Origin of the sequence: Streptomyces sp. TBY4, from assembly GCF_024213195.1 — a bacterium.
Lineage (GTDB): Bacteria > Actinomycetota > Actinomycetes > Streptomycetales > Streptomycetaceae > Streptomyces.
The window spans coordinates 39,209-59,270 of the sequence record NZ_JANAVF010000024.1 but is presented as its reverse complement, the minus strand read 5'-3'; the positions used below and the strand labels follow the sequence as shown (position 1 = coordinate 59,270).

Here is a 20,062-nt window from a genome sequence, read left to right as displayed (position 1 = left end):
CGCGCCAGGTGACCTGCTTCCAAGTCAGCGCAGTTAGCAGAATGCACATTACCGCATAGCTAATCGACCCTCCCCTCGAACAGGGCAGCCTTGACTCATTGCTAATCAACCGAGCCGCGAAGGCGAGCCCTCAGGAAATATGTGCACATGGCTAAGCAACCCGTTCCTGGGACCGGGTTGACCCGATCCCAGGAACGGGTTACTAGACCCCAGGAACGGGTTTCCCAGTCCCAGGATCGGGTTGCACCCGGCGTTTCCGCAGGTCAAGAACGCGTAGAGGCTGCGTGCTCTTCATGCATGGAAAGGCCGTGCCCACCCACTGGCTGCCTCGGGCTGATGTCCGCCGGGTCCCGGCCCGGCAGCCGGCCGGGGCTACGCCCCCCGGCGGGCGGCTGCTCGCCCTGTCGCTCCGCTCCAGCGCTCCCAGGTGGGTCTGCCGCCTCGACCTCGGCTCACGATCACGGTGGTTGCGGCGGAGGCAAGCAGCAGCGTGGCTGACACCGGCCGGGGCTGAGCGAATCCGTCATCGCCGGTGACCGCGGTGACGGGCCTCGTCGGGGCGCACCTTCTGTGGCCGGGGTCCAATCGGGCTGGCCCATGCCGGTTCGCGCACGAATCCACGTGCGGTCCGGAACACGGGTGTCACGCCCGATACGGCGGAAGGACAGAGCCGACCGGATTCGAACCGGCGTCCTCGCGATTTTGGAGACCGCGCGCGACGACCTCTGCGCTACGGCTCCGCCCCGGCCGCCATCCTAGGAACTCTCGCCGCAGCCGCGCCACAAGGCCTCCGCACACGAAAGAGGCGGCGTACTCCGACAGGTGGTCGGGGGGTACGCCGCCTCGGGGCGGAGTGGGGGTGCGGGGAGTGGCCCGCGGTGTCACGGCGGTTACTTCGGGTCGCCGTTGAACTTCGAGGCCGACCAGAAGTAGCCGAGCACCGCGAGGCCCACGCACCAGGCGACCGCGATCCATCCGTTGTGGCCGATCTCGGTGCCGAGCAGCAGCCCGCGCAGGGTCTCGATGGCGGGGGTGAAGGGCTGGTACTCCGCGATGGGCTGGAACCAGCCCGGCATCCCCTCGACGGGGACGAAGGCGCTGGACAGCAGCGGCAGCAGGATCAGCGGCATCGCGTTGTTGCTGGCGGCCTCGGCGTTCGGGCTGACGAGGCCCATGCCGACGGCGATCCAGGTGAGCGCCAGGGCGAAGAGGACGAGGAGCCCGAAGGCCGCCAGCCATTCCAGGGCCGTGGCGTCCGTGGACCGGAAGCCGATGGCCACCGCGACGGCTCCCATGAGGACGACGCTCGCGATCGACTGGAGCACGCTGCCGACGACGTGCCCGATGAGCACGGCCCCGCGGTGGATCGCCATCGTGCGGAAGCGGGCGATGATGCCCTCGGTCATGTCGTTGGAGACGGACACCGCGGTGCCGATCGTGGTGCTGCCGATGGTCATCAGCAGCAGGCCCGGCACGAGGTAGGCGATGTAGTCGGAGCGGCTGCCGCCGCCGATGCCCGCGCTCATCACGTCGCCGAAGATGTAGACGAAGAGCAGGAGCAGCATGATCGGCGTGAGCAGCAGGTTCAGCGTGAGGGACGGGTAGCGCCGGGCGTGCAGGAGGTTGCGGCGCAGCATCGTGGACGAGTCGCGGACGGCGAGGGAGAGGGAGCTCATCGGACGTTCTCCTTGGACTGGCTGGGCAGGGTGGACTGGCCGTGACGCGGGTCGGTGCCGGTGAGGGCGAAGAACACGTCGTCGAGGTCGGGGGTGTGCACGGTCAGCTCGTCGGCCTCGATGCCGGCCGAGTCCAGCCGGTCGAGTACGGAGCGCAGCGCGCGCTGGCTGCCGTCACTGGGAATCTGCAAGGCCAGCGCCTCGTCGTCCCGGGCGGCTTCACCCAGCACACCGGCCGCGAACCGGTAGACGTCCGGGTCCGAGAACCGCAGCCGTACGTGGCCTCCGGGAATCAGCCGCTTCAACTCCTCGGCGGTGCCCTCGGCCGCGATCTTCCCGTCGTGCAGCACCGCGATGCGGTCGGCGAGCTGGTCGGCCTCCTCCAGGTACTGCGTGGTGAGGAAGACCGTCACTCCATCCGAGACGAGCTCGCGGATGATCTGCCACATGTTGTGACGGGACCGCGGGTCCAGCCCGGTCGTCGGCTCGTCGAGGAAGATGATCCGCGGATCACCCACCAACGTCATCGCGATGTCGAGCCGCCGCTTCATACCGCCCGAGTACGTCGAAGCCGGCTTCTTCGCCGCCTCCGTGAGGTCGAACCGCTCCAGCAACTCGGCCGCCACCCGCCGCCCCTCACCCTTCGACAGGTGATGCAGGTCCGCCATCAGCAGCATGTTCTCCTCACCCGTGATCAGCCCGTCCACAGCCGAGAACTGCCCGGTGACCCCGATCGCGGCGCGGGCGGCCCGCGGGGCGGTGGCCAGGTCGTGGCCGCCGACCCGGATCTCGCCGGAGGCGGGATCCGGGGAGACGAGGGTGGAGAGGATCTTCACGGCGGTGGTCTTGCCCGCGCCGTTCGGGCCGAGCAGGGAGAAGACCGTTCCTTCGGGGACGGCCAGGTCGATGCCGTCGAGGACGGTCTTGTCGCCGTAGGACTTGCGCAGCCCGTTCGCCGTGATGGCCCAGCTGGTCATGAGGGGTGCTCCTTTACGGGTGCGGATGCGGATGCGGATGGATGTCAGAGGCTGCGGGCGCTGATGTCCCCGTAGGCGGTGGTCGCGCGGATGGCGAGGCCGGCGGCGGCGCCGTCCGCGTTGTGCAGGGCGTTGTGGATCCGGCCGAGGGAGGTGCCGGCGTCGAGGGTGGCGCTGACCCCGCGGGCGGCGCCGACCGAGATCTCGCCGTACTCGGTGTGCAGTTCGACCGTGCCGCGCAGCGCCTCGGCGATGCGCAGGTCGCCCTTCTGGGTGCTGATCCGGGCGGAGCCGCCCAGACGGCCGACCGAGACGTCGCCGGCCTCGAGGGTCAGGTGGGCGCTCGCAGCTTCGTCGAGCTTGACCGAGGCCTGCGCGCCCTCGAAGACGACGTCGCCGAGGCGTCCGACGCCGCGGAGTTCGGCGCTGGCCGCCTTCGCGTCGACGCGGGAGCCGGCGGGCAGCTGGACGGTCACCTCGACGGAACCGGAGGCGCCCATCAGCTGGTTCTTCGCCGGGGCCGCGATCCGCAGGACGCCCTCGGCGTACTCGACCGAGGTCTGCTCGGCAGCCTTCACGTCGCGGCCCTTCGAGGCGTCGGCGGGCCGGACCTCGACCACGGTGTCGGTGCGGTCGGCGGCGATGAAGCGGACGATGCCGGCGGGGATGTCCAGGACGGCGGAGATCGGGGCGGCGGTGGGGGCGGTGAAGTTCGGCATTTTTCTCTCCTGCGACTCGGTCGACTCGGTGTTTCCGATGAGGGAAAAGCTACGTTGCTTTCCATACCCCGGCAAGCAACTCATTGCGAGGAAACCGAGTAAGAGCAGGTCAGAGGCGGTAAATCGTTGCGAAGGCTTAAAGCTAAACGCAACGACCGCAACCCGGAGCGTTGCAATGAGGTGGAAGTGAAAGCTACACGGACCGCCCGCCGGGCCCCGCCCTCGTCCGCAGCCTGTGCGAGTGCCGGCCCCTGTGGTGGGATGCGGGCATGGAGGCTGTGCTGACCAGCTTGATCGCTGTCTCGGGGACCCTGCTGGGGTCCGCCCTCACCTTTGCCGTCCAGCGCCGTACGAGCGCACGGGCGGAGCTCTTCGCCCGTTCCCAGCAGCTGCGGCAGGACCGCCTGACGACCTACAGCGCCTACGCGGGATCCGTCACCGCGCTCAAGCAGGCCACCGTCACCCTCTGGTTCCGCCTGCAGGAAGCCCCCGACGGACCCGAGACGCGGCACGCCTTCGCCGAGTGCGACCGGCTGGGCGCCGCCGCGGAGAACTCCCAGTTCCAAGTCCGCCTGCTCGCCGCGGACTCCGCGCTCGTCGCGCTGGCCGCCTCGGCCTTCGACGCCCTCGGCCCCCTGCGCGCGGCATCCACCCGAGCCGAACTGGCCCGCCGCGAGCAGGACCTGGAGGACGCCCTCAACGCCTTCATCACCGCAGCCACCGCCCAGATACATTGATCAACTGGACCCGGGGGGCCAGGGCAGACCGGGCTGGTCCGGTCCGCTCACGGTCCGGAAAAAAGTTGGGCCGGGAGCGATGAGTTTCCCGGAACCCCCCGGTCTTACATGTGAACCCGCCAAGAGCCCGTCACAAGATTCCGAGGACCCACGATGCGCACCCTGATCAGCTCCGCCTTCATCTCCCTCGACGGCGTCGTGGAGGCCCCCGGCGGCGAGCCCGGCTACCGGAACTCCGGCTGGACCTTCAAGGACGTCGAGTTCCTGCCCGAGGCGTTCGAGATCAAGGGCCGGGAGCAGAAGGAGGCCTCCGCGATCCTGCTGGGCCGCACGAGCTACGAGGCGTTCAGCCCGGTGTGGCCCGACATGGAGGACTTCGCCGACTACAAGGCCATGCCGAAGTACGTCGTCTCCACCACCCTCACCGAGGACGACCTCGTGTCGAACTGGGGCGAGACCACGATCCTGCGCACCCTCGACGAGGTCGCCGCACTGAAGGAGACCGAGGGCGGCCCGATCATCGTCCACGGCAGCGCCGCCCTGAACCGGGCGCTCTCCGACGCCGGCCTGATCGACCGCTACCACCTGCTCGTCTTCCCGCTGCTCCTCGGTGCGGGCAAGCGGCTCTTCAGCGCGACCGACAAGGACGCGCAGAAGCTGAAGCTCGTCGAGCACGAGGCCTACGCCAACGGCCTGCAGCTGAACGTCTTCGACGTCGTCCGCTGACGGGACCCCGCCCTCGCCGACCACCGACCCCTCATCACGCCGCTGCGCCCTGCCGACCCCCACGGCAGGGCGCAGCGGCGTTCGGCTGTCGCGGGACAGGACGACTGCCGCTATCCTAACCTTCTAACAGCCGCTTAGGAGGTTAGGTTGAGAGTGTGCACGCACGTGCCAGATCGCATGCGCATTCAGGCAAGAGCCGAGGTGTCCTGGTACATACCGTGAATCCGGAGGAGCGGACCGCCTCGCTCCCGTACCGGACGATTACACAGGCACAGGGGGCCTTTTACGTGACCATCATGGAGACTCCCAGGCCCACCGAGCAGCGCGAGAAGGCGCCCACCTCGGCGGAGGACATCCTGGCGCGCGCTCGCGCAGTGGCCCCACTGCTGCGTGAACGGTCTGCGGAGATCGAGCTCAACCGGCGCCTGCCCGACGACGTCGCCCAGCTGCTCCGCGAGACGGGCGTCTTCCGTACTGGCCTGTCGAAGGACTGGGGCGGGCCGGAACTCACATTCGCGCAGCAGACCGAGGTGATCGAGGCGCTCTCCTACGGCGACCCGGCGGTCGGCTGGTGCGGCATGATCGGCATGGACACCTGGATCTACGCCGGTTACCTGGACGAGCCCGTCGTCAAGGAAATGCTGGAGAACCCCGACGCAATAACCGCCGGCCTCATCTTCCCGGCCGGGCGCGCCGAGCGGGTCCCCGGTGGCTACATCGTCAACGGCCGCTGGCCGTTCGGCAGCGGGATCGCGCACGCCGACTGGGTTGTCGGCGGCTGTGTGGTCCACAGCAACGGGGAGCCCGAAGCGGGGCCCGACGGCTCGCCGGTGAACTGGCGGCTGATCGTGGCCCGCAACGAAGACTTCGAGAAGATCGACACGTGGCACACCGTCGGTCTGGCCGGCAGCGGCAGCATGGACTACCAGGCCAACGACCTGTTCGTGCCGGAGGAGCGCTCCTTCTTCTTCACGAACCCGCACACCTCGGGTCCCTACGCCGCCCCCGATGCCTTCCTGGGCAACGTGCCCGGCGTACCGCTCGGCGTCGCCCGTGCGGCCATCGACCATGTACGCGAGCTGGCGGCCAACCGGGTCGAGAGGGCCACGGGTCTGGCCTGGAAGGACAGTTACCGGGTACAGATCGCCCTCGGCCAGGCCGAGATGGAGCTGTCCGCGGCCCGCTACGCGGTCTACGGCTCCCTGGACGAACTGTGGGAGCGGCTGGTGTCCGGCACCGAGCCGACCCCGGAGCAGCAGGTCGCCGCGGCGCTGGCCCGCGTCAACGCCTTCAAGACGGCTCGCTCGATCGTCACCCGCCTCTCCGACCTCGTCGGTACGGGTTCGATCTACCAGGCCTCGCCGCTGGGCCGTTGGCTCCGCGATCTGCACACGATGTGCCAGCACATCCTCGCCCAGGACCAGATCGTGCAGTCGGCGGGCGCCTACCTCCTCGGGGGGACGCCTGAGGCGCCCTTCCCCCTCGGACTCAAGGGATAACCGGAACGGCGAGGGCGGCCGGGACGGCAGGCCGTCGCCCGGGTCGTGTCGCTCTGACCGGCACGTGACTAGTGAATTGGGACAGGCATGCCTACATCCAGCGAATCAGCAGTCGAGACAGCAGTCGAACCCGAGAGGAAGACAGAAGGAACCGATAACAGCTGGGGATTCCGCCAGTGGGGCCTGCTCGTCAGTGTCTGTGCCGCGTTCTTCCTGGACGCCCTCGACAACATCATGGTCGGCGTCGCGGTCCCGCCCATCCAGGCCGACCTGGGCATGAGCACGGCAGCCGTGCAGTGGGTCGTCAGCGCCTACGTCCTCGGATTCGGCGGCTTCCTGCTGCTGAGCGGACGCATGGCCGACCTCCTGGGCCGGCGCCGCATGTTCCTGTGGGGTGTCGCCATCTTCGCCGTCGGCTCGATGGTCGGCGGGATCACCGATGACGGACTCGTGGTGATCATCGCCCGGTTCGTCATGGGTGTCGGCGCCGCCTTCACCGCCCCGGCCAGCCTGTCCATCATCATCACCAGCTTCCCGGCGGGCCCCCAGCGCAACCGCGCGGTCGGCATCTACACCGCCTGCGGCGCGGTCGGCTACTCCACCGGCGTCATCGTCGGCGGCGCGCTCACCGAGATCAACTGGCGCTGGACCTTCATCCTCCCGGTCGCCGTGGCGATCCTCACCTTCATCGGCGCCGTGGCCCTGGTGCCCCGGGACGTCAAGTCCGACCGCGCCGAGGGCAAGTTCGACGTCGCCGGTGCCTTCACCGTCACCGCCGCGATGCTGATCCTCGTCTACAGCATCGTCGAGGCCCCCAACGTGGGCTGGCTCTCGGCGCGGACGCTGGGGATGTTCGCCGCCACCCTGGTCCTCCTGGCGGCCTTCGTCGCCATCGAACGCCGGGCGGCCCAGCCCCTGCTGCGCCTCGGCCTGCTGCGCAACCGCGCGCTGGTCGGCGCAAGCCTGGTCGCCGCGGCGATCCTCGGCACCTACATGAGCTTCCAGTTCATCGGCGGTCTCTACCTGCAGTCCCTGCGCGACTGGTCACCGATGCAGATGGCGCTGGCCTTCCTGCCCATCGGTCTGCTCATCGCCACGATCGCGCCCCGGGCCGGCAAGCTGATCTCGCGGTTCGGTGTCCAGTGGATGATCTTCGCCGGGTTCGTCGCCTACACCGCCTCGTACCTGCTCTTCCTGCGGATCGACGAAACGTCCTCCTACGTCTGGGTGATCCTGCCCAGCATCGTGCTCATCGGCATCGCCTTCCCCTTCTCCTTCCCCGCCGCCAACGTCCAGGCGACCACCGGCGTGGACGACTCGGAGCAGGGTCTGGCCGCCGGTGTGCTTCAGACGGGATACCAGGTCGGCGCGGCCGTCGTCCTGGCGATCGTGACCGCCACGATGGCGGGCGAGGGTACCTCCGAGGGCGGCGGCGAGACCCTGGGCAGCTTCCACCAGGGCCTCTGGGTGGTCACCGCCATCTCCGCCCTGACCATGGTGCTCACCCTGGTCGCGGCGCTGCGCGCCTCGGCACGCAAGCGGGCGGCCGGCTCCCCGCAGCACTGACCGCGGCTCCCGTACGACCTCCCCGAGCCCCCAGGACCCGACCGGGTCCTGGGGGCTCACCCGTGGGCGGACCCCGGGAAGCTCATGGCCCCTCCGGCCCCTCCGGCCCCTCCGGCCCCTCCGGCCCCTCCGGCCCGTACGACCCGTACGACCCGTACGCCAGGCGCTCCCGGCCGGGGCGCCGAGGTCCTGGCCGGGCCCGGGGCCCGTGTACGGGACGGCCGGCACGAAGAAGCAGGCCACCGCCCGAGGCGAGGACCTGCTTCTTCGTGGCGGCCTGTGACGGGGCGCCGTCCGTGCGGGTCAGCCGAAGAGGCGGCTCAGTTCCCCGTGGAAGCCCGGGAAGGTTTTCGCCACGCACGACGGGTCGTCCAGGGTGATGCCGGCGGAGCGCAGGGCGAGCACCGAGAAGGACATCGCGATGCGGTGGTCGCGATGGCAGTCGATCGCCGCCGGGGCGGGGGTCCCCGGGTGGACCGTGATGCGGTCCGGGCCGTCCTCGACGCGGATGCCGAGCGCGCGCAGGTTGCCGACGACGGCGGCGATGCGGTCGGACTCCTTCAGACGGGCGTGGGCGATGCCCGTGATGGTGACGGGAGCGTCGGCGAGCGGGACGATCGCGGCCATCGTCATGAAGGTGTCCGAGATATCGCCCATGTCGACCGTGAAACCGCCGCGCAGCGGGCCCGTGCCCGTGACCTCGGTCCAGTCGTCGGTCTTCGTCACCTCCGCCCCGGCGCGCCGCAGCACGTCCACGAACGCCATGTCGCCCTGCAGGCTGCTGGTGCCCAGGCCCTGGACCCGTACGGTGCGGCCGGTGACGGCCGCCGCCGCGAAGAAGTACGAGGCGGTCGAGGCGTCCGGTTCGATCTTCAGGTCGGCCGGCGCGTACCCGCCGGGGTGCACGGTGATCGCGCCGCCCTGCTCCTCCACGCGCGCGCCGAAGTGCCGCATCAGGGCCAGGGTCATGTCCACGTACGGGCGACTGACCAGCCGCGGCACGTCCACCGTGAGCGGTCCGCCCATCAGCGGGGCGGCCATCAGCAGCCCGGAGAGGTACTGGCTGCTCAGCCCGGAGTCCAGCTCGATGCGGCCGCCGGCCAGCCCCCGCGCCGTGAGGGTGAAGGGCAGGCCCGTGCCGCGCACCTTCGCCCCGAGCCCGGTGAGCGCCTCCAGAAGCGGCCGCAGCGGGCGCGCCCGCAGCTGGTCGGAGCCGTCGAAGGCGATCTCCCCGCTCCCGGTGGCCGCGAACGGCGGCAGGAACCGCGCCGCGGTGCCGGCGTCGGCGCACCAGACCCGGCCGGGGCCGGCCGGTCCGGCGCCGCGCCCGGTGACCTCCCAGACCTCCCCGGAGCCGTCTCCGTAGCCCGAGCCGTCCCCGTACCCGTAGCCGCTGTCGCCGATGTCGCGCACACCGGTGCCCAGGTCCGTCAGCGCGGCCCGGAAGGCGAGGGTGTCGTCGCTGACCAGGGGCGCACGGAGGCGGCTGCGGCCGGGTGCGGCGGCCGCGAGGAGCAGCGCGCGGTTGGTGATGCTCTTGGAGCCCGGGATCCGGGCCTCCAGCACGGTGGTGGCGGCGCTCATCGGGCGTCGGCCTTCCGCTGCGCCCGCTCGACGCTCGCGCGGGCGGCCGCGGCGACCTTCGGCGCCGTCAGCCCGTGGAGTTCGTACAGGGACTGGTACGGGGCGGAGGCGCCGAAGGAGTCGATGCCCAGCGAGGTGCCGGCCGCGCCGACCAGGGCGTACCAGCCGAGGCTGGAGCCCGCCTCGACGGAGACCCGGGCGGCCACCGCGGCGGGCAGCACCGCCTCGCGGTACTCCTCCTCCTGCGCCTGGAACCACTCCAGGCAGGGCATGGACACGACGCGGGTGGGGAGGCCCCCGTCCTGGAGGATGCGGCGGGCATCGAGGGCGATGGGCACCTCGCTGCCGGTGGCGATGAGGATGGCCCCGGGGCGTCCCCCCTCCGCCTCGGCCAGGACGTAGCCGCCGCGCGCGGCGCCTTCGGCGGGGGACAGCCCGCTCTCCTGGCTGCGTTCCAGCACGGGCAGGTTCTGCCGGGACAGGCACAGGCCCGCCGGGCGGTCGTCGTTCTCCAGGATGGTCCGCCAGGCGACGGCCGTCTCGTTGGCATCGGCGGGCCGGACCACGTCCAGGCCGGGGATCGCGCGCAGCGACCAGAGGTGCTCGACGGGCTGGTGGGTGGGGCCGTCCTCGCCGAGCCCGATGGAGTCGTGGGTCCAGACGTAGGTGACGGGCAGCTTCATCATCGCGGCGAGGCGGACCGCCGGGCGCATGTAGTCGGAGAAGACGAGGAAGGTGCCGCCGTAGGGGCGCGTCCCGCCGTGCAGGGCAATGCCGTTGAGGATGGCCCCCATCGCGTGCTCGCGGATCCCGAAGTGCAGGGTCCTCCCGTACTGGTGGCCGGAGTACGCCCCGGTCGCCAGCTCCTCGGGGATGAAGGAGGGCTCGCCCTTCATGGTGGTGAGGTTGGACTCCGCCAGGTCCGCCGATCCGCCCCACAGCTCGGGCAGGACGGGGGCCAGCGCGTTCAGCACCTCCCCCGACGCCTTGCGGGTCGCGATCTGGCCGCCCGCCTCGAAGACGGGCAGCGCGTCCGCCCACCCCTCGGGCAGCCGGCGCTCGGAGAGCCGGTCGAACAGCTCGGCGCGCCCGGGGTTCAGCGCGCGCCAGTCGGCCAGCGTCTTGTCCCACTGCCGGTGCGCCTCGGCACCGCGGTCGGCGACCCGGCGGGCGTGGGCGAGGACTTCGGCGGGGACCTGGAAGGAGAGCGCGGGGTCGAGCCCCATCGCCGCCTTCGCGGCGGCGGCCTCCTCGGCGCCGAGGGCGGATCCGTGGATGCCGCCGGTGTTCCGCTTCTTCGGCGCGGGCCAGCCGATGATCGTGCGCAGCGATACGAGGGAGGGCCGGTCGGTGGTCTCGCGGGCAGTGACGAGCGCCCGGTGCAGGGCCTCCACGTCCTCCCGATACTCCCCGCCCGCAGTCCAGTCGACTTCCTGCACGTGCCAGCCGTACGCCCGGTAGCGGGCGAGGGTGTCCTCGGAGTGGGCGATCTGCCGGTCGTCCTCGATGGAGATGCGGTTCTCGTCGTAGAGGACGACCAGGTTGCCCAGGCGCTGGTGCCCGGCCAACGAGCTGGCCTCGTGCGCGACGCCCTCCTCGAGGTCGCCCTCGGAGGCGATCGCCCAGACGGTGTGGTCGAAGGGGGAGGTGCCGGGGGCGCCTCCGGGTCGAACAGGCCGCGCTCGCGGCGGGCGGCCATGGCCATGCCCACCGCGTTGGCGAGGCCCTGGCCGAGCGGGCCGGTGGTGGTCTCAACGCCAGGGGTGTGCCCGTACTCGGGGTGCGCGGGGGTCAGACTGCCCTCGGTGCGCAGGCCCTTGAGGTCGTCGAGGGTGAGCCCGTAGCCCGACAGGTAGAGCTGCGTGTAGAGGGTCAGGCTGGCGTGGCCGCAGGAGAGCACGAACCGGTCGCGGCCGGCCCAGCGCGGGTCCCGGGGGTCGTGCCGCAGCAGCCGCTGGAAGAGCAGGAAGGCGGCCGGGGCGAGGCTCATGGCGGTGCCGGGGTGGCCGTGGCCGGCCGCCTCGACCGCGTCCACGGTCAGCGCACGGGCGACCTCGACGGCCCGGCGGTCGGCGTCCCCCCAGAGCAGGGCGGGCGCAGGCGCCTGCGGGGCGGTGGCGACGGTCATCTCGGGCCTTCCTGTTCGGGGGATTCGGGTACGGATGCGGTTCCTGCCACAAGACCCACGCGTACGAGGCCTGCGGTGCGTTCAGGTGCTGCGCCCCCGCCGGCCTGCCCGGCCGGGCGGACCGATCCGCCGTGGCGGACCGCGCGGGCACGCCGGACGGCGCGGGCAAGGGCGTAGCGGACGCCGGGCCTGCTCATCGGCCCAGCCGCTCGTAGGCGGCGGCGAGCAGGCCCTCGTCGGGGGCGGTGAACAGGGCGGGCCGGGCGATGGCGTCGAGCACCACGAACCGCAGCCGGTTGCCCCGGGTCTTCTTGTCGATGCCCATCGCGTCGCGCAGCGGGGCCCAGGCTCCGCCGTGGGTGGTGGGCAGGCCGGCGGCGGCGAGCAGGGTGCGGTGGCGCTCGGCGTCGGCGGCGGACAGCCGGCCGTCGAGCCGGGCGAGTTCGGCGGCGAAGACCATGCCGGCGGCCACCGCGTGGCCGTGCCGGACCCGGTAGCCGGAGACCCGCTCGATGGCGTGGCCCAGGGTGTGGCCGTAGTTGAGGTGTTCGCGACGGCCGTCCTCCCGGAAGTCCTCGGTGACGACCTCCGCCTTGACCCGGATCGCGCGCTCCACGAGCTCCCGGGTGTGCACGGCCCCGGCGGGGTCCGCCTCGACCAGGCGCAGGATCTCCGGGTCGGCGATGAAGCCGGCCTTGATGACCTCGGCGAGGCCGCTGGCGTAGTCGGCGGGCGGCAGGGTGTCCAGCAGGTCCAGGTCGCACAGCACCCCGGCGGGCGGGTGGAAGGCGCCGACCAGGTTCTTGCCCTGGGGCAGGTTGACGGCGGTCTTCCCGCCGATGGCGGCGTCGACCATGCCCAGCAGGGTGGTCGGTACGAGCACCAGCCGCACGCCGCGCAGCCAGCCCGCGGCGGCGAACCCGGCGAGGTCGGTGGTGGCGCCGCCGCCGACGGCCACGACGGCGTCGGAGCGGGTGAACCCGGCGTCGGCGAGGGCCCGCCACAGGCCCACCACCACGGTCATGTCCTTGGCGGCCTCGCCCTCGGGCACTTCGAGGGAGACCACGATGCGTCCCTCGCCGGTCAGCTCCCGGGCGATCCGGCGGGCGGTCGGCAGCAGCGTGCGGGAGTGCACCACGGCCACCCGCAGCGGCTCGGGGCCCAGGACGCGACCGGTCTCGCAGGTCAGCCCGTGGCCCACGACGGCCTCGTACGGGTGCTCACCGCCGATCCGGATCCGGGAGCCCTCCACCACGGCCGGCGTCGGCGCGCTCACCGGACGGCCAGGTGGTCGAGGTAACTCCGGTGGTTGCGGGCGGTCTCGGCGACGGAGTCCCCGCCGAACTTCTCCAGCGCGGCGTGCGCGAGGACCAGCGCCGTCATCGCCTCGGCCACGACGGCCGCGGCGGGCACCGCGCAGACGTCGGAGCGCTGGTGGTGGGCGACGGCCGGCTCGCCGGTGGCGACGTCGACGGTGGCCAGGGCGCGCGGCACGGTGGCGATGGGCTTCATGGCGGCGCGCACCCGCAGCGGTTCGCCGGTGGTCATCCCGCCCTCGACCCCGCCGGACCGGGCCGTACGGCGGCGGATGGCTCCTTCCCCGTCCCGCTCGATCTCGTCGTGGGCGAGGGAGCCCGGGACCCTGGCGAGGCCGAAGCCGTCGCCGAACTCGACGCCCTTGATGGCCTGGATGCCCATGAGGGCGGCCGCGAGACGGGAGTCGATGCGCCGGTCGCCGTGGACGTAGCTGCCCAGGCCCGGCGGAAGCCCGTACGCGAGCACCTCGACGACCCCGCCGAGGGTGTCGCCGTTCTCGTGGGCCCGGTCGACCTCGGCGACCATCGCGGCGGAGGCCTCCGGGTCCAGGCAGCGCACCGGGTCGGCGTCCACGCGCTCGGTGTCGTACGGCTCCGGCACCAGTCCCTCGGGTGCGACGGCCGCGCCGAGCGAGACGACGTGGCTGACGATCGTGATCCCGTACGCCTGCTTGAGGAAGGCCCGGGCGAGTTCCCCAACGGCGACCCGGGCGGCGGTCTCGCGGGCGCTGGCCCGCTCCAGCACCGGCCGGGCGTCGTCGAAGCCGTACTTCTGCATCCCGGCGAGGTCGGCGTGGCCGGGGCGGGGGCGGGAGAGCGGGGCGTTGCGCGCCCGGCCGGCCAGCACCTCCGGATCCACGCCGTCGGCGGCCATCACCGTCTCCCACTTGGGCCATTCGGTATTGCCGACCTGGACCGAGACCGGTCCGCCCTGGGTGAGGCCGTGACGGACGCCGCCGAGGAAGGTCACCTCGTCCCGCTCGAAGGCCATCCGGGCGCCGCGGCCGTGGCCGAGGCGGCGACGGGCGAGGGAGTCGGCGACCGCCTTGGTGGAGATCTCCACTCCGGCGGGCAGGCCTTCGAGGACGGCGGTGAGGGCGGGGCCGTGCGATTCGCCCGCGGTGAGCCATCGCAAAGTACTCAAGGGTGATCCTCTGTCGTGCGGCGTGGTGGACGGCGTGGTGTGACGGCATGGTGTGACGGAAGGCGGCGTACGGGGATGCGCGGACGCGGGATCAGACCCCGACGGCCACCGGCGGGGCCTCGATCGGCCCCATCCGCTGGACCCGCCAGCCGGCGCCCATCAGGCCCTGGGCCATGCCGGCGGCGGCCCCGCGGGCGACCATCAGCTCGACCAGGCCGCTCTCGTCGCCGGGTGAGTGGTCGATGGTCATGTCCTCGATGTTGACGCCGAGTTCGGCGGCGCTCGCGAGGAGTCGGGCGAGTTCGCCCGGCTGGTCCCCGATCAGGACGCGGACCGGGGCGCACGCGGGCACCGGGTGCCCGTGCTTGCCCGGGATGCGGTCGCGGCCGATGATGCCGCGGCCGAGCAGGTCGGCCAGGAACGTGGTGCCCTGGGCTCGTTCGTCAGCGTCGTCGGTGGCGAGGCCCCGCAGGGCGGCCACGGTGACCTGGAGGTCCTCGGCGAGTTCGGTCAGCACGTCGGCGACCGCGGTGGCGTTGGACTCCAGGATGTCGCTCCACAGCCGGGGGTCTCCCCCGGCGATCCGGGTCACGTCGCGCAGCCCCTGGCCGGCGAGGCGGCAGGCGTCCTCCGGGAGGTGCTGGAGGCGCGCGGCCATCAGCGAGGCGACGACGTGGGGGGTGTGCGAGACCCGGGCCACGGCCCGGTCGTGCACCTCGCTGTCCATCACGACGGGCACCGCCCCGCACAGGGAGACCATCACGAGCGCCATGTTGAACGCCTCGCGGCCGGTGTCGGCCGTGGGCGTCAGGACCCAGGAGCGGCCCTCGAAGAGCGTGGCGCAGGCGGCGAGCGGGCCGGACCGCTCCCTGCCGGCCATGGGGTGTCCGCCGATGAAGGTCACGGGGTCGGCGCCGGCGGCGAGCACCCCGATCTCCGGCCCGGTCTTGACGCTGGCGACGTCGGTGTACGAGCGGGCGAGGCCGCGCTTCTGCTGGGCCGCGAGCACCGCGCCGACCTGGGCCGGCGGAACGGCCAGGACGGCCAGGTCGACCGTGTTCTTCGGGGGGCCGACCGTACCGGCACCCAGTGAGGCGGCGGTGCGGGCGGCCGACTCGTTCTCGTCGATCAGGTGGACGGCCACCCCGCGGCGGGAGAGGGCCAGCGCGATGGAGGTTCCGATGAGTCCCGTCCCCACCACCGCGGCGGAGCGGATCACCTCGGCTCCCCTGCCACCGAGAGGTCTCTGCGCAGGGCGGCCGCGCCGCCCAGGTAGATGTGCTTGATCTCGGGCTTGGACAGCTCCGTCTCGGCGTACGCGAGGATGCGGACCACGCGGGGCAGGGACCCGGCGATGTCCAGTTCCTGTGCGCACATCAGCGGCACGTCGTTCACGCCCAGTTCGCGGGCAGCCACCGCCGGGAACTCGCTGACCAGATCCGGGGTCGCCGTGAAGAGCACGCTGACCAGGTCGTCGTGGTCGAGCCCGTTGGCCGCGAGCATCTCCTGGAACAGCGTCCGGACCCCGTCCAGCAGGTGTACCCGCTCGTCGACTTCCAGCTGGATGGCACCGCGCAGGGCACGCACGGACATGGTCTTCTCCCTTTGGTGAGGACGGTACGTCGATCGGTCGCGCCGGATCAGGCGGCGGGTACGGCTTCGCGGCGGGCCTCGCCCTGCGCCGTGCGGTCCCGGTACAGCTCGGCGACCTGGAAGGCCAGGTCGAGGGACTGCTTGCGGTTCAGTCGGGGGTCGCACGCGGACTCGTAGCGCCGCCCGAGGTCGGTGAGGCGGACCTCGGCGCCGCCGCCGACGCACTCGGTGACGTCGTCGCCGGTCAACTCGATGTGGATGCCGCCGGGGTGGGTGCCGAGCGCGCGGTGGACCTCGAAGAAGCCCGCGACCTCGTCGAGCACGTCGTCGAAGTGGCGGGTCTTGTGGCCGCTGGGCGCCGCGAACGTGTTGCCGTGCATCGGGTCGCAGATCCACGCGGGGCTCGCGCCCTCGGCGGTGACCTTGGCGACGAGCTCGGGCAGGATCTCGCGGACGTTGCGTGCGCCCATGCGGGTGATGAAGGTGAGGCGGCCGGGCTCGCGGTCCGGGTCGAGCTTGTCGATGAGCGCAAGGGCCTCGTCGGCGGAGGTGGTGGGGCCGAGCTTGACGCCGATGGGGTTGCGCACGGTGGAGGCGAACTCGACGTGGGCTCCGTCCAGTTGACGGGTGCGCTCGCCGATCCAGATCATGTGGCCGGAGACGTCGTACAGCTGCCCGGTGCGGGCGTCGACGCGGGTGAGTGCGGCCTCGTAGTCCAGGAGCAGCGCCTCGTGGCTGGCGAAGATCTCCGAGGAGTGGACCGCTGCCGGGTCGGCGCCGCAGGCCGCGAGGAAGGTGAGGGCGTCGTCGATGTCGCCGGCGAGGCGTTCGTAACGCTCTCCGACCGGGGAGGCGGCGACGAAGTCGCGGTTCCACTCGTGGACCTGGCGCAGATCGGCGTAGCCGCCGGTGGTGAAGGCCCGTACGAGGTTCAGGGTGGCGGCGGAGGAGTGGTACATCCGCTTGAGCCGCTCGGGGTCCGGGGTGCGGGACTCGGGGGTGAAGGCGAGACCGTTGACGGAGTCGCCGCGGTAGACGGGAAGTTCCACGCCATCGCGGACCTCGGTGGACTGGGAGCGGGGCTTGGAGTACTGCCCGGCGATCCGGCCGATCTTCACCACGGGCACGGAGCTCGCATAGGTGAGGACGGCGGCCATCTGCAGCAGGGTGCGGACCTTGTCGCGGACCTGGTCGGAGCTGACGGCGTCGAAGGCCTCGGCGCAGTCCCCGCCCTGGAGGACGAAGGCCTCGCCCCGGGCGACGTCGGCGAGGCGGTCGCGCAGTCGGTCGCACTCGCCTGCGAAGACCAGGGGCGGGTAGGAGGCGAGGTCGTCGAGCGCGGAGCGCAGGGCGACCGGGTCGGGGTAGGACGGCTGCTGCGCGGCGGGCAGCAGCCGCCAGGAGTCGACGGCCGTGGTGTGCGTGGCGAGGGTCATGGTGGCTGGGACCTCGATCGGTTTCGTTCGGAAAGGGAAGAGGCGTGGGCCCCCGGCAGGCGTTCCGTTGCTGGATGCTGTCTCGCCAGGGCTAGACCGGCTCGCGCACCTCGGCGGCCGCGGGTGCCCGGGCGCCGGTCTCCGCACCGGCGGCCCGGGGGCCCTTGGTGAGGCTGAAGGAGAGCAGACCGCCGACGCCGAGGACGGCGATGACGACGCCCATCGGAACCGCGCTGTCCTCGCCGGCGAGGCCGACAAGCGGGACCACGGCCGCACCGATCAGATGCTGGGACAGGCCCATCAGCGCCGAGGCCGAGCCGGCCACGTCGCCGTGGTCCTGCAGGGCCAGCGCGAAGGAGTTCGGCAGGACGAGCCCGACGCTGGAGACGACCAGGAACAGCGCGACGAGCAGCGGGGCCGGGCCGGCGTCCGTGAGGACGACGGCCAGCAGCGCGAGGCCGCCGACCGCGGAGAAGAGCAGACCGGTCGCGAGCAGGGCACGCGGGCCGGCCCTGTGCACGATGCGGCCGCTGACCTGCGCGGCGAGGACCAGGCCGAGGGCGTTGACCGCGAAGACGACGCTGTAGCCCTGCGGGGACATCCCGTAGAGGGACTGGAGCACGAAGGTCGAGCCGGAGATGTACGCGAACATCGCGGCGAAGGCGAAGCCGCAGGCCAGGTTGTAGCCGACGAACACCGGGTCGCTCAGCAGCCGGCGGAAGATCGGGCCGGTGGCCCTGAGGCCGCCGTGCACGCGCCGTTCGGCGGGGTGCGTCTCCGGCAGGGCGCCCGCGACGCCGAAGAGCATCACGGCGCCGATGACGGCGAGGGCGATGAAGATGGCCTTCCACGAGGTGACCAGCATCAGCTGGCCACCGAGGACGGGGGCCAGGATCGGCGCGATGCCGGTGATGAGCATCAGCATCGCGAAGAACCGGGCCGCGGCGGGCCCGGTGTGCCGGTCGCGCACGACGGCGGAGGCGATGACGATGCCGGTGGCACCGCCGAGGCCCTGGAGGGCGCGCAGCCCGACCAGGGTCCCGATGTTGGGGGCGAAAGCGCAGAGCAGCGCGGTGACGGAGAAGAGCGCGAGACCGGCGATGAGCGGACGGCGGCGGCCGAGCGCGTCACTGAGCGGGCCGGCGACGAGCTGGCCGATGCCGAGGCCGAGCAGGCAGGCCGTGAGGCTGAGCTGGGCCGCCGAGGCACTGGTGTGCAGGTCCTCGGCGATCTGCGGCAGCCCCGGCATGTAGGCGTCGTTGGCCAGCGGGCCGAGAGCGGTGAGTGCGCCCAGGATGATGACGTACCGGGCGAGCCCTGCGCCCTTCTGTATCGCGGGTGGAGCCATGGTCGGATCCCCTCCGGGGAACGCGGAATCAGTAGGCGACGGTGATGCGGGACCGGATGGCGTCACCGCGCTCCAGTACGTCCGCGAAGGCGACCGCGTAGTCCGCGATGCTGATGCGGCTGTGTCCTTCGGCGTCCACCACGAGCTGGTCACCGCCGACGCGGTAGGTTCCGGTGCGCTCGCCCGGCTCGATCAGGGCGGCCGGGGAGATGAACGTCCAGTCCAGGGTGTCGGCCTGGCGGTAGAGACCCAGGGCCTCGCTCTGCGCGAGCGCGTTCTGCTTCCAGACGGCCGGGAAGTTCGGGTTGTCGACGACCTTGACGCCCGGGGAGACCTCCAGGCTGCCGGCACCGCCGAGGACCACGACACGGCGTACGCCGCTGCGGGCGAGGCCCTCGATGAGTGCGTTGGCCGCACCGACGATGATCTTGTGGTCGTCGTCGAAGCCCAGCTTGGGACCGACGGCCGAGGCCACCGCGTCGTAGCCCCGCGCGGACAGTTCGGCCACCGTGTCGGCGCAGGTGGCGTCGCCGGCGACGACGGTCAGGCCCTCGTGGCTCTTGCCCGCGATCGCACCGGTGCGGGTGGCGCCGGTGACGGAGTGCCCGCGGGAGAGCAGCTCACCGGCGATGGCGCTGCCGATGTGTCCGCTCGCGCCGAAAAGAAGGATGTTCATGGCGTGCCTCTTCTTCCTGGGTACTTCTCGCGGGGTGGTGTCGGACGCGGGACGAGCGCGGGCTAGTCCTCTTCCAGGAAGTCCGGCTGCTCGCGGACGATCTCGTCCCAGAGCAGCTGGAAGCTGAACCAGCCCAGCTGCTCGTTGCCGAATCCGTCCCCCGCGGCCACGGCCTGCTCGTGGCTGAAGCTCTTGGGCGTGCCCGCCGCCCGGGCGAGCAGCTGCACCTGGGCGCAGCTGTCGTAGGTGAAGAACCAGTGCACGGCCTCGTCGAGCGATCCACCGACGGTTATCAGGCCGTGGTGGCGCAGCAGGATCGCGCGGTTGTCGCCGAGCTTCTCCGCGATGTCGCGGCCGAGTTCGGCGGAGACCGAGGGGCCCTCGTACTCCTCGTAGAGGACCTGACGGTTGTAGAAGGCCGCGGATTCCTGGTCGATGGGGTCCAGCAGGCGGCCCAGGGCGCCCAGCGCGCGGGAGTGCGCGGTGTGGCCGTGGGCGGCCGCCGTGGCCCCCGGCTGCATCTCGTGGATGGCCGAGTGGATGACGAAGGCACTCGGGTTGACCCGGTGCTTCCCCTCCACGACGTTGCCGGCGGAGTCGACGCAGATCAGGTCGGCGACGCGGACCAGGTTGAAGGAGACGCCGAAGGGGTTCACCCAGAAGCGGTCCTCGTGCTCCGGGTCGCGGACCGAGATGTGGCCCGAGATGCCCTCGCCGAAGCCGTACTTGCCGAAGAGCCGCAGGGCTGCGGCGAGCCGCTGCTTGCGGTGGCGGCGCGTCTCCTCGTGGGTGGTGAAGACCGGCTCGCCGGGGATCGGCAGGCCGGTGTGCGTGTCCGCCAGGTAGGCGGGCCGGTCGGTCTCGGTGACGCTCATGCTCGGGGGGTCCTCATCTCCGGATCGTTCTCCGGTAGCGGTACGGATACGGGTGCGGGCGG

16 protein-coding genes, 1 tRNA gene and 1 pseudogene are annotated in these 20,062 nt (G+C 71.9%); 4 read left to right on the top strand and 14 right to left on the bottom strand.

Translation table 11 applies throughout. The features are described from left to right. Positions 1 to 665: 665 nt before the first annotated feature. From NLX94_RS36105 to NLX94_RS36090, 4 genes are all read right to left on the bottom strand, one after another. A tRNA-Trp gene (locus tag NLX94_RS36105) sits at positions 666 to 740 on the bottom strand. Positions 741 to 890: 150 nt separating this feature from the next. Continuing rightward, positions 891 to 1,676, bottom strand: a complete 786-nt coding sequence (locus NLX94_RS36100; protein ID WP_254387496.1) for an ABC transporter permease — start codon at positions 1,674 to 1,676, stop codon at positions 891 to 893. Continuing rightward, the gene (locus NLX94_RS36095) at positions 1,673 to 2,653 is read right to left on the bottom strand and encodes an ATP-binding cassette domain-containing protein (protein ID WP_254387495.1); all 981 of its coding nucleotides are present in this window, start codon (positions 2,651 to 2,653) and stop codon (positions 1,673 to 1,675) included. Before NLX94_RS36095 ends, NLX94_RS36100 begins: the two co-directional genes overlap by 4 nt. A 44-nt stretch (positions 2,654 to 2,697) precedes the next feature. After that, the gene (locus NLX94_RS36090; protein WP_254387494.1) at positions 2,698 to 3,372 is read right to left on the bottom strand and encodes a DUF4097 family beta strand repeat-containing protein; all 675 of its coding nucleotides are present in this window, start codon (positions 3,370 to 3,372) and stop codon (positions 2,698 to 2,700) included. A 269-nt stretch (positions 3,373 to 3,641) separates the two neighbouring features. Between NLX94_RS36090 and NLX94_RS36085 the strand changes: the two genes are divergently transcribed. The 4 genes from NLX94_RS36085 to NLX94_RS36070 all read left to right on the top strand — a co-directional run bounded on the left by NLX94_RS36085 (position 3,642) and on the right by NLX94_RS36070 (position 7,900). Then, positions 3,642 to 4,109 (top strand): hypothetical protein, encoded by a 468-nt coding sequence (locus NLX94_RS36085; protein ID WP_254387493.1) that lies wholly within the window; start codon positions 3,642 to 3,644, stop codon positions 4,107 to 4,109. A 153-nt stretch (positions 4,110 to 4,262) separates the two neighbouring features. Beyond that, entirely contained in the window at positions 4,263 to 4,835 is a 573-nt protein-coding gene (locus tag NLX94_RS36080) for a dihydrofolate reductase family protein (RefSeq protein ID WP_254387492.1), read from the top strand. Between the two features lie 296 nt (positions 4,836 to 5,131). Then, positions 5,132 to 6,334, top strand: coding sequence for an acyl-CoA dehydrogenase family protein (locus tag NLX94_RS36075; protein ID WP_254387491.1), 1,203 nt, complete (start codon positions 5,132 to 5,134; stop codon positions 6,332 to 6,334). A gap of 87 nt (positions 6,335 to 6,421) precedes the next feature. Then, positions 6,422 to 7,900, top strand: coding sequence for an MFS transporter (locus tag NLX94_RS36070; protein WP_254387490.1), 1,479 nt, complete (start codon positions 6,422 to 6,424; stop codon positions 7,898 to 7,900). A 303-nt stretch (positions 7,901 to 8,203) separates the two neighbouring features. Here NLX94_RS36070 and aroA read toward each other — a convergent pair whose 3' ends face one another. The 10 genes and pseudogenes from aroA to NLX94_RS36020 all read right to left on the bottom strand — a co-directional run bounded on the left by aroA (position 8,204) and on the right by NLX94_RS36020 (position 20,000). Further along, on the bottom strand, positions 8,204 to 9,484 hold the full coding sequence (gene aroA, locus NLX94_RS36065; protein WP_254387489.1) for a 3-phosphoshikimate 1-carboxyvinyltransferase: 1,281 nt from the start codon (positions 9,482 to 9,484) through the stop codon (positions 8,204 to 8,206). Continuing rightward, positions 9,481 to 11,612: pseudogene (gene tkt / locus NLX94_RS36060) on the bottom strand (transketolase). Before tkt ends, aroA begins: the two are co-directional and overlap by 4 nt. A gap of 193 nt (positions 11,613 to 11,805) precedes the next feature. Continuing rightward, positions 11,806 to 12,888: a 3-dehydroquinate synthase gene (aroB, locus tag NLX94_RS36055; RefSeq protein ID WP_254387488.1), complete on the bottom strand. Its 1,083-nt coding sequence runs from the start codon at positions 12,886 to 12,888 to the stop codon at positions 11,806 to 11,808. Further along, positions 12,885 to 14,072, bottom strand: coding sequence for a chorismate synthase (gene aroC / locus NLX94_RS36050; RefSeq protein ID WP_254387487.1), 1,188 nt, complete (start codon positions 14,070 to 14,072; stop codon positions 12,885 to 12,887). Before aroC ends, aroB begins: the two co-directional genes overlap by 4 nt. A 91-nt stretch (positions 14,073 to 14,163) precedes the next feature. Further along, entirely contained in the window at positions 14,164 to 15,288 is a 1,125-nt protein-coding gene (locus NLX94_RS36045; protein WP_254387563.1) for a prephenate dehydrogenase, read from the bottom strand. Then, positions 15,288 to 15,665, bottom strand: coding sequence for a chorismate mutase (gene aroH / locus NLX94_RS36040; protein ID WP_254387486.1), 378 nt, complete (start codon positions 15,663 to 15,665; stop codon positions 15,288 to 15,290). The genes NLX94_RS36045 and aroH overlap by 1 nt, the downstream gene beginning before the upstream one ends. 47 nt (positions 15,666 to 15,712) lie before the next feature. Next, a complete protein-coding gene (locus tag NLX94_RS36035; RefSeq protein ID WP_254387485.1) occupies positions 15,713 to 17,101 on the bottom strand; it encodes a class II 3-deoxy-7-phosphoheptulonate synthase in 1,389 nt (462 codons plus the stop codon). A gap of 91 nt (positions 17,102 to 17,192) precedes the next feature. Further along, positions 17,193 to 18,449 (bottom strand): multidrug effflux MFS transporter, encoded by a 1,257-nt coding sequence (locus NLX94_RS36030; RefSeq protein ID WP_254387484.1) that lies wholly within the window; start codon positions 18,447 to 18,449, stop codon positions 17,193 to 17,195. A gap of 28 nt (positions 18,450 to 18,477) precedes the next feature. Further along, positions 18,478 to 19,125 carry an NAD(P)-dependent oxidoreductase gene (locus NLX94_RS36025; protein ID WP_254387483.1) on the bottom strand — a complete coding sequence of 216 codons (648 nt, stop codon included), beginning with the start codon at positions 19,123 to 19,125 and terminating at the stop codon, positions 18,478 to 18,480. Between the two features lie 62 nt (positions 19,126 to 19,187). Then, positions 19,188 to 20,000, bottom strand: coding sequence for a class II aldolase/adducin family protein (locus tag NLX94_RS36020; RefSeq protein ID WP_254387482.1), 813 nt, complete (start codon positions 19,998 to 20,000; stop codon positions 19,188 to 19,190). Between the last annotated feature and the right edge of the window lie 62 nt (positions 20,001 to 20,062).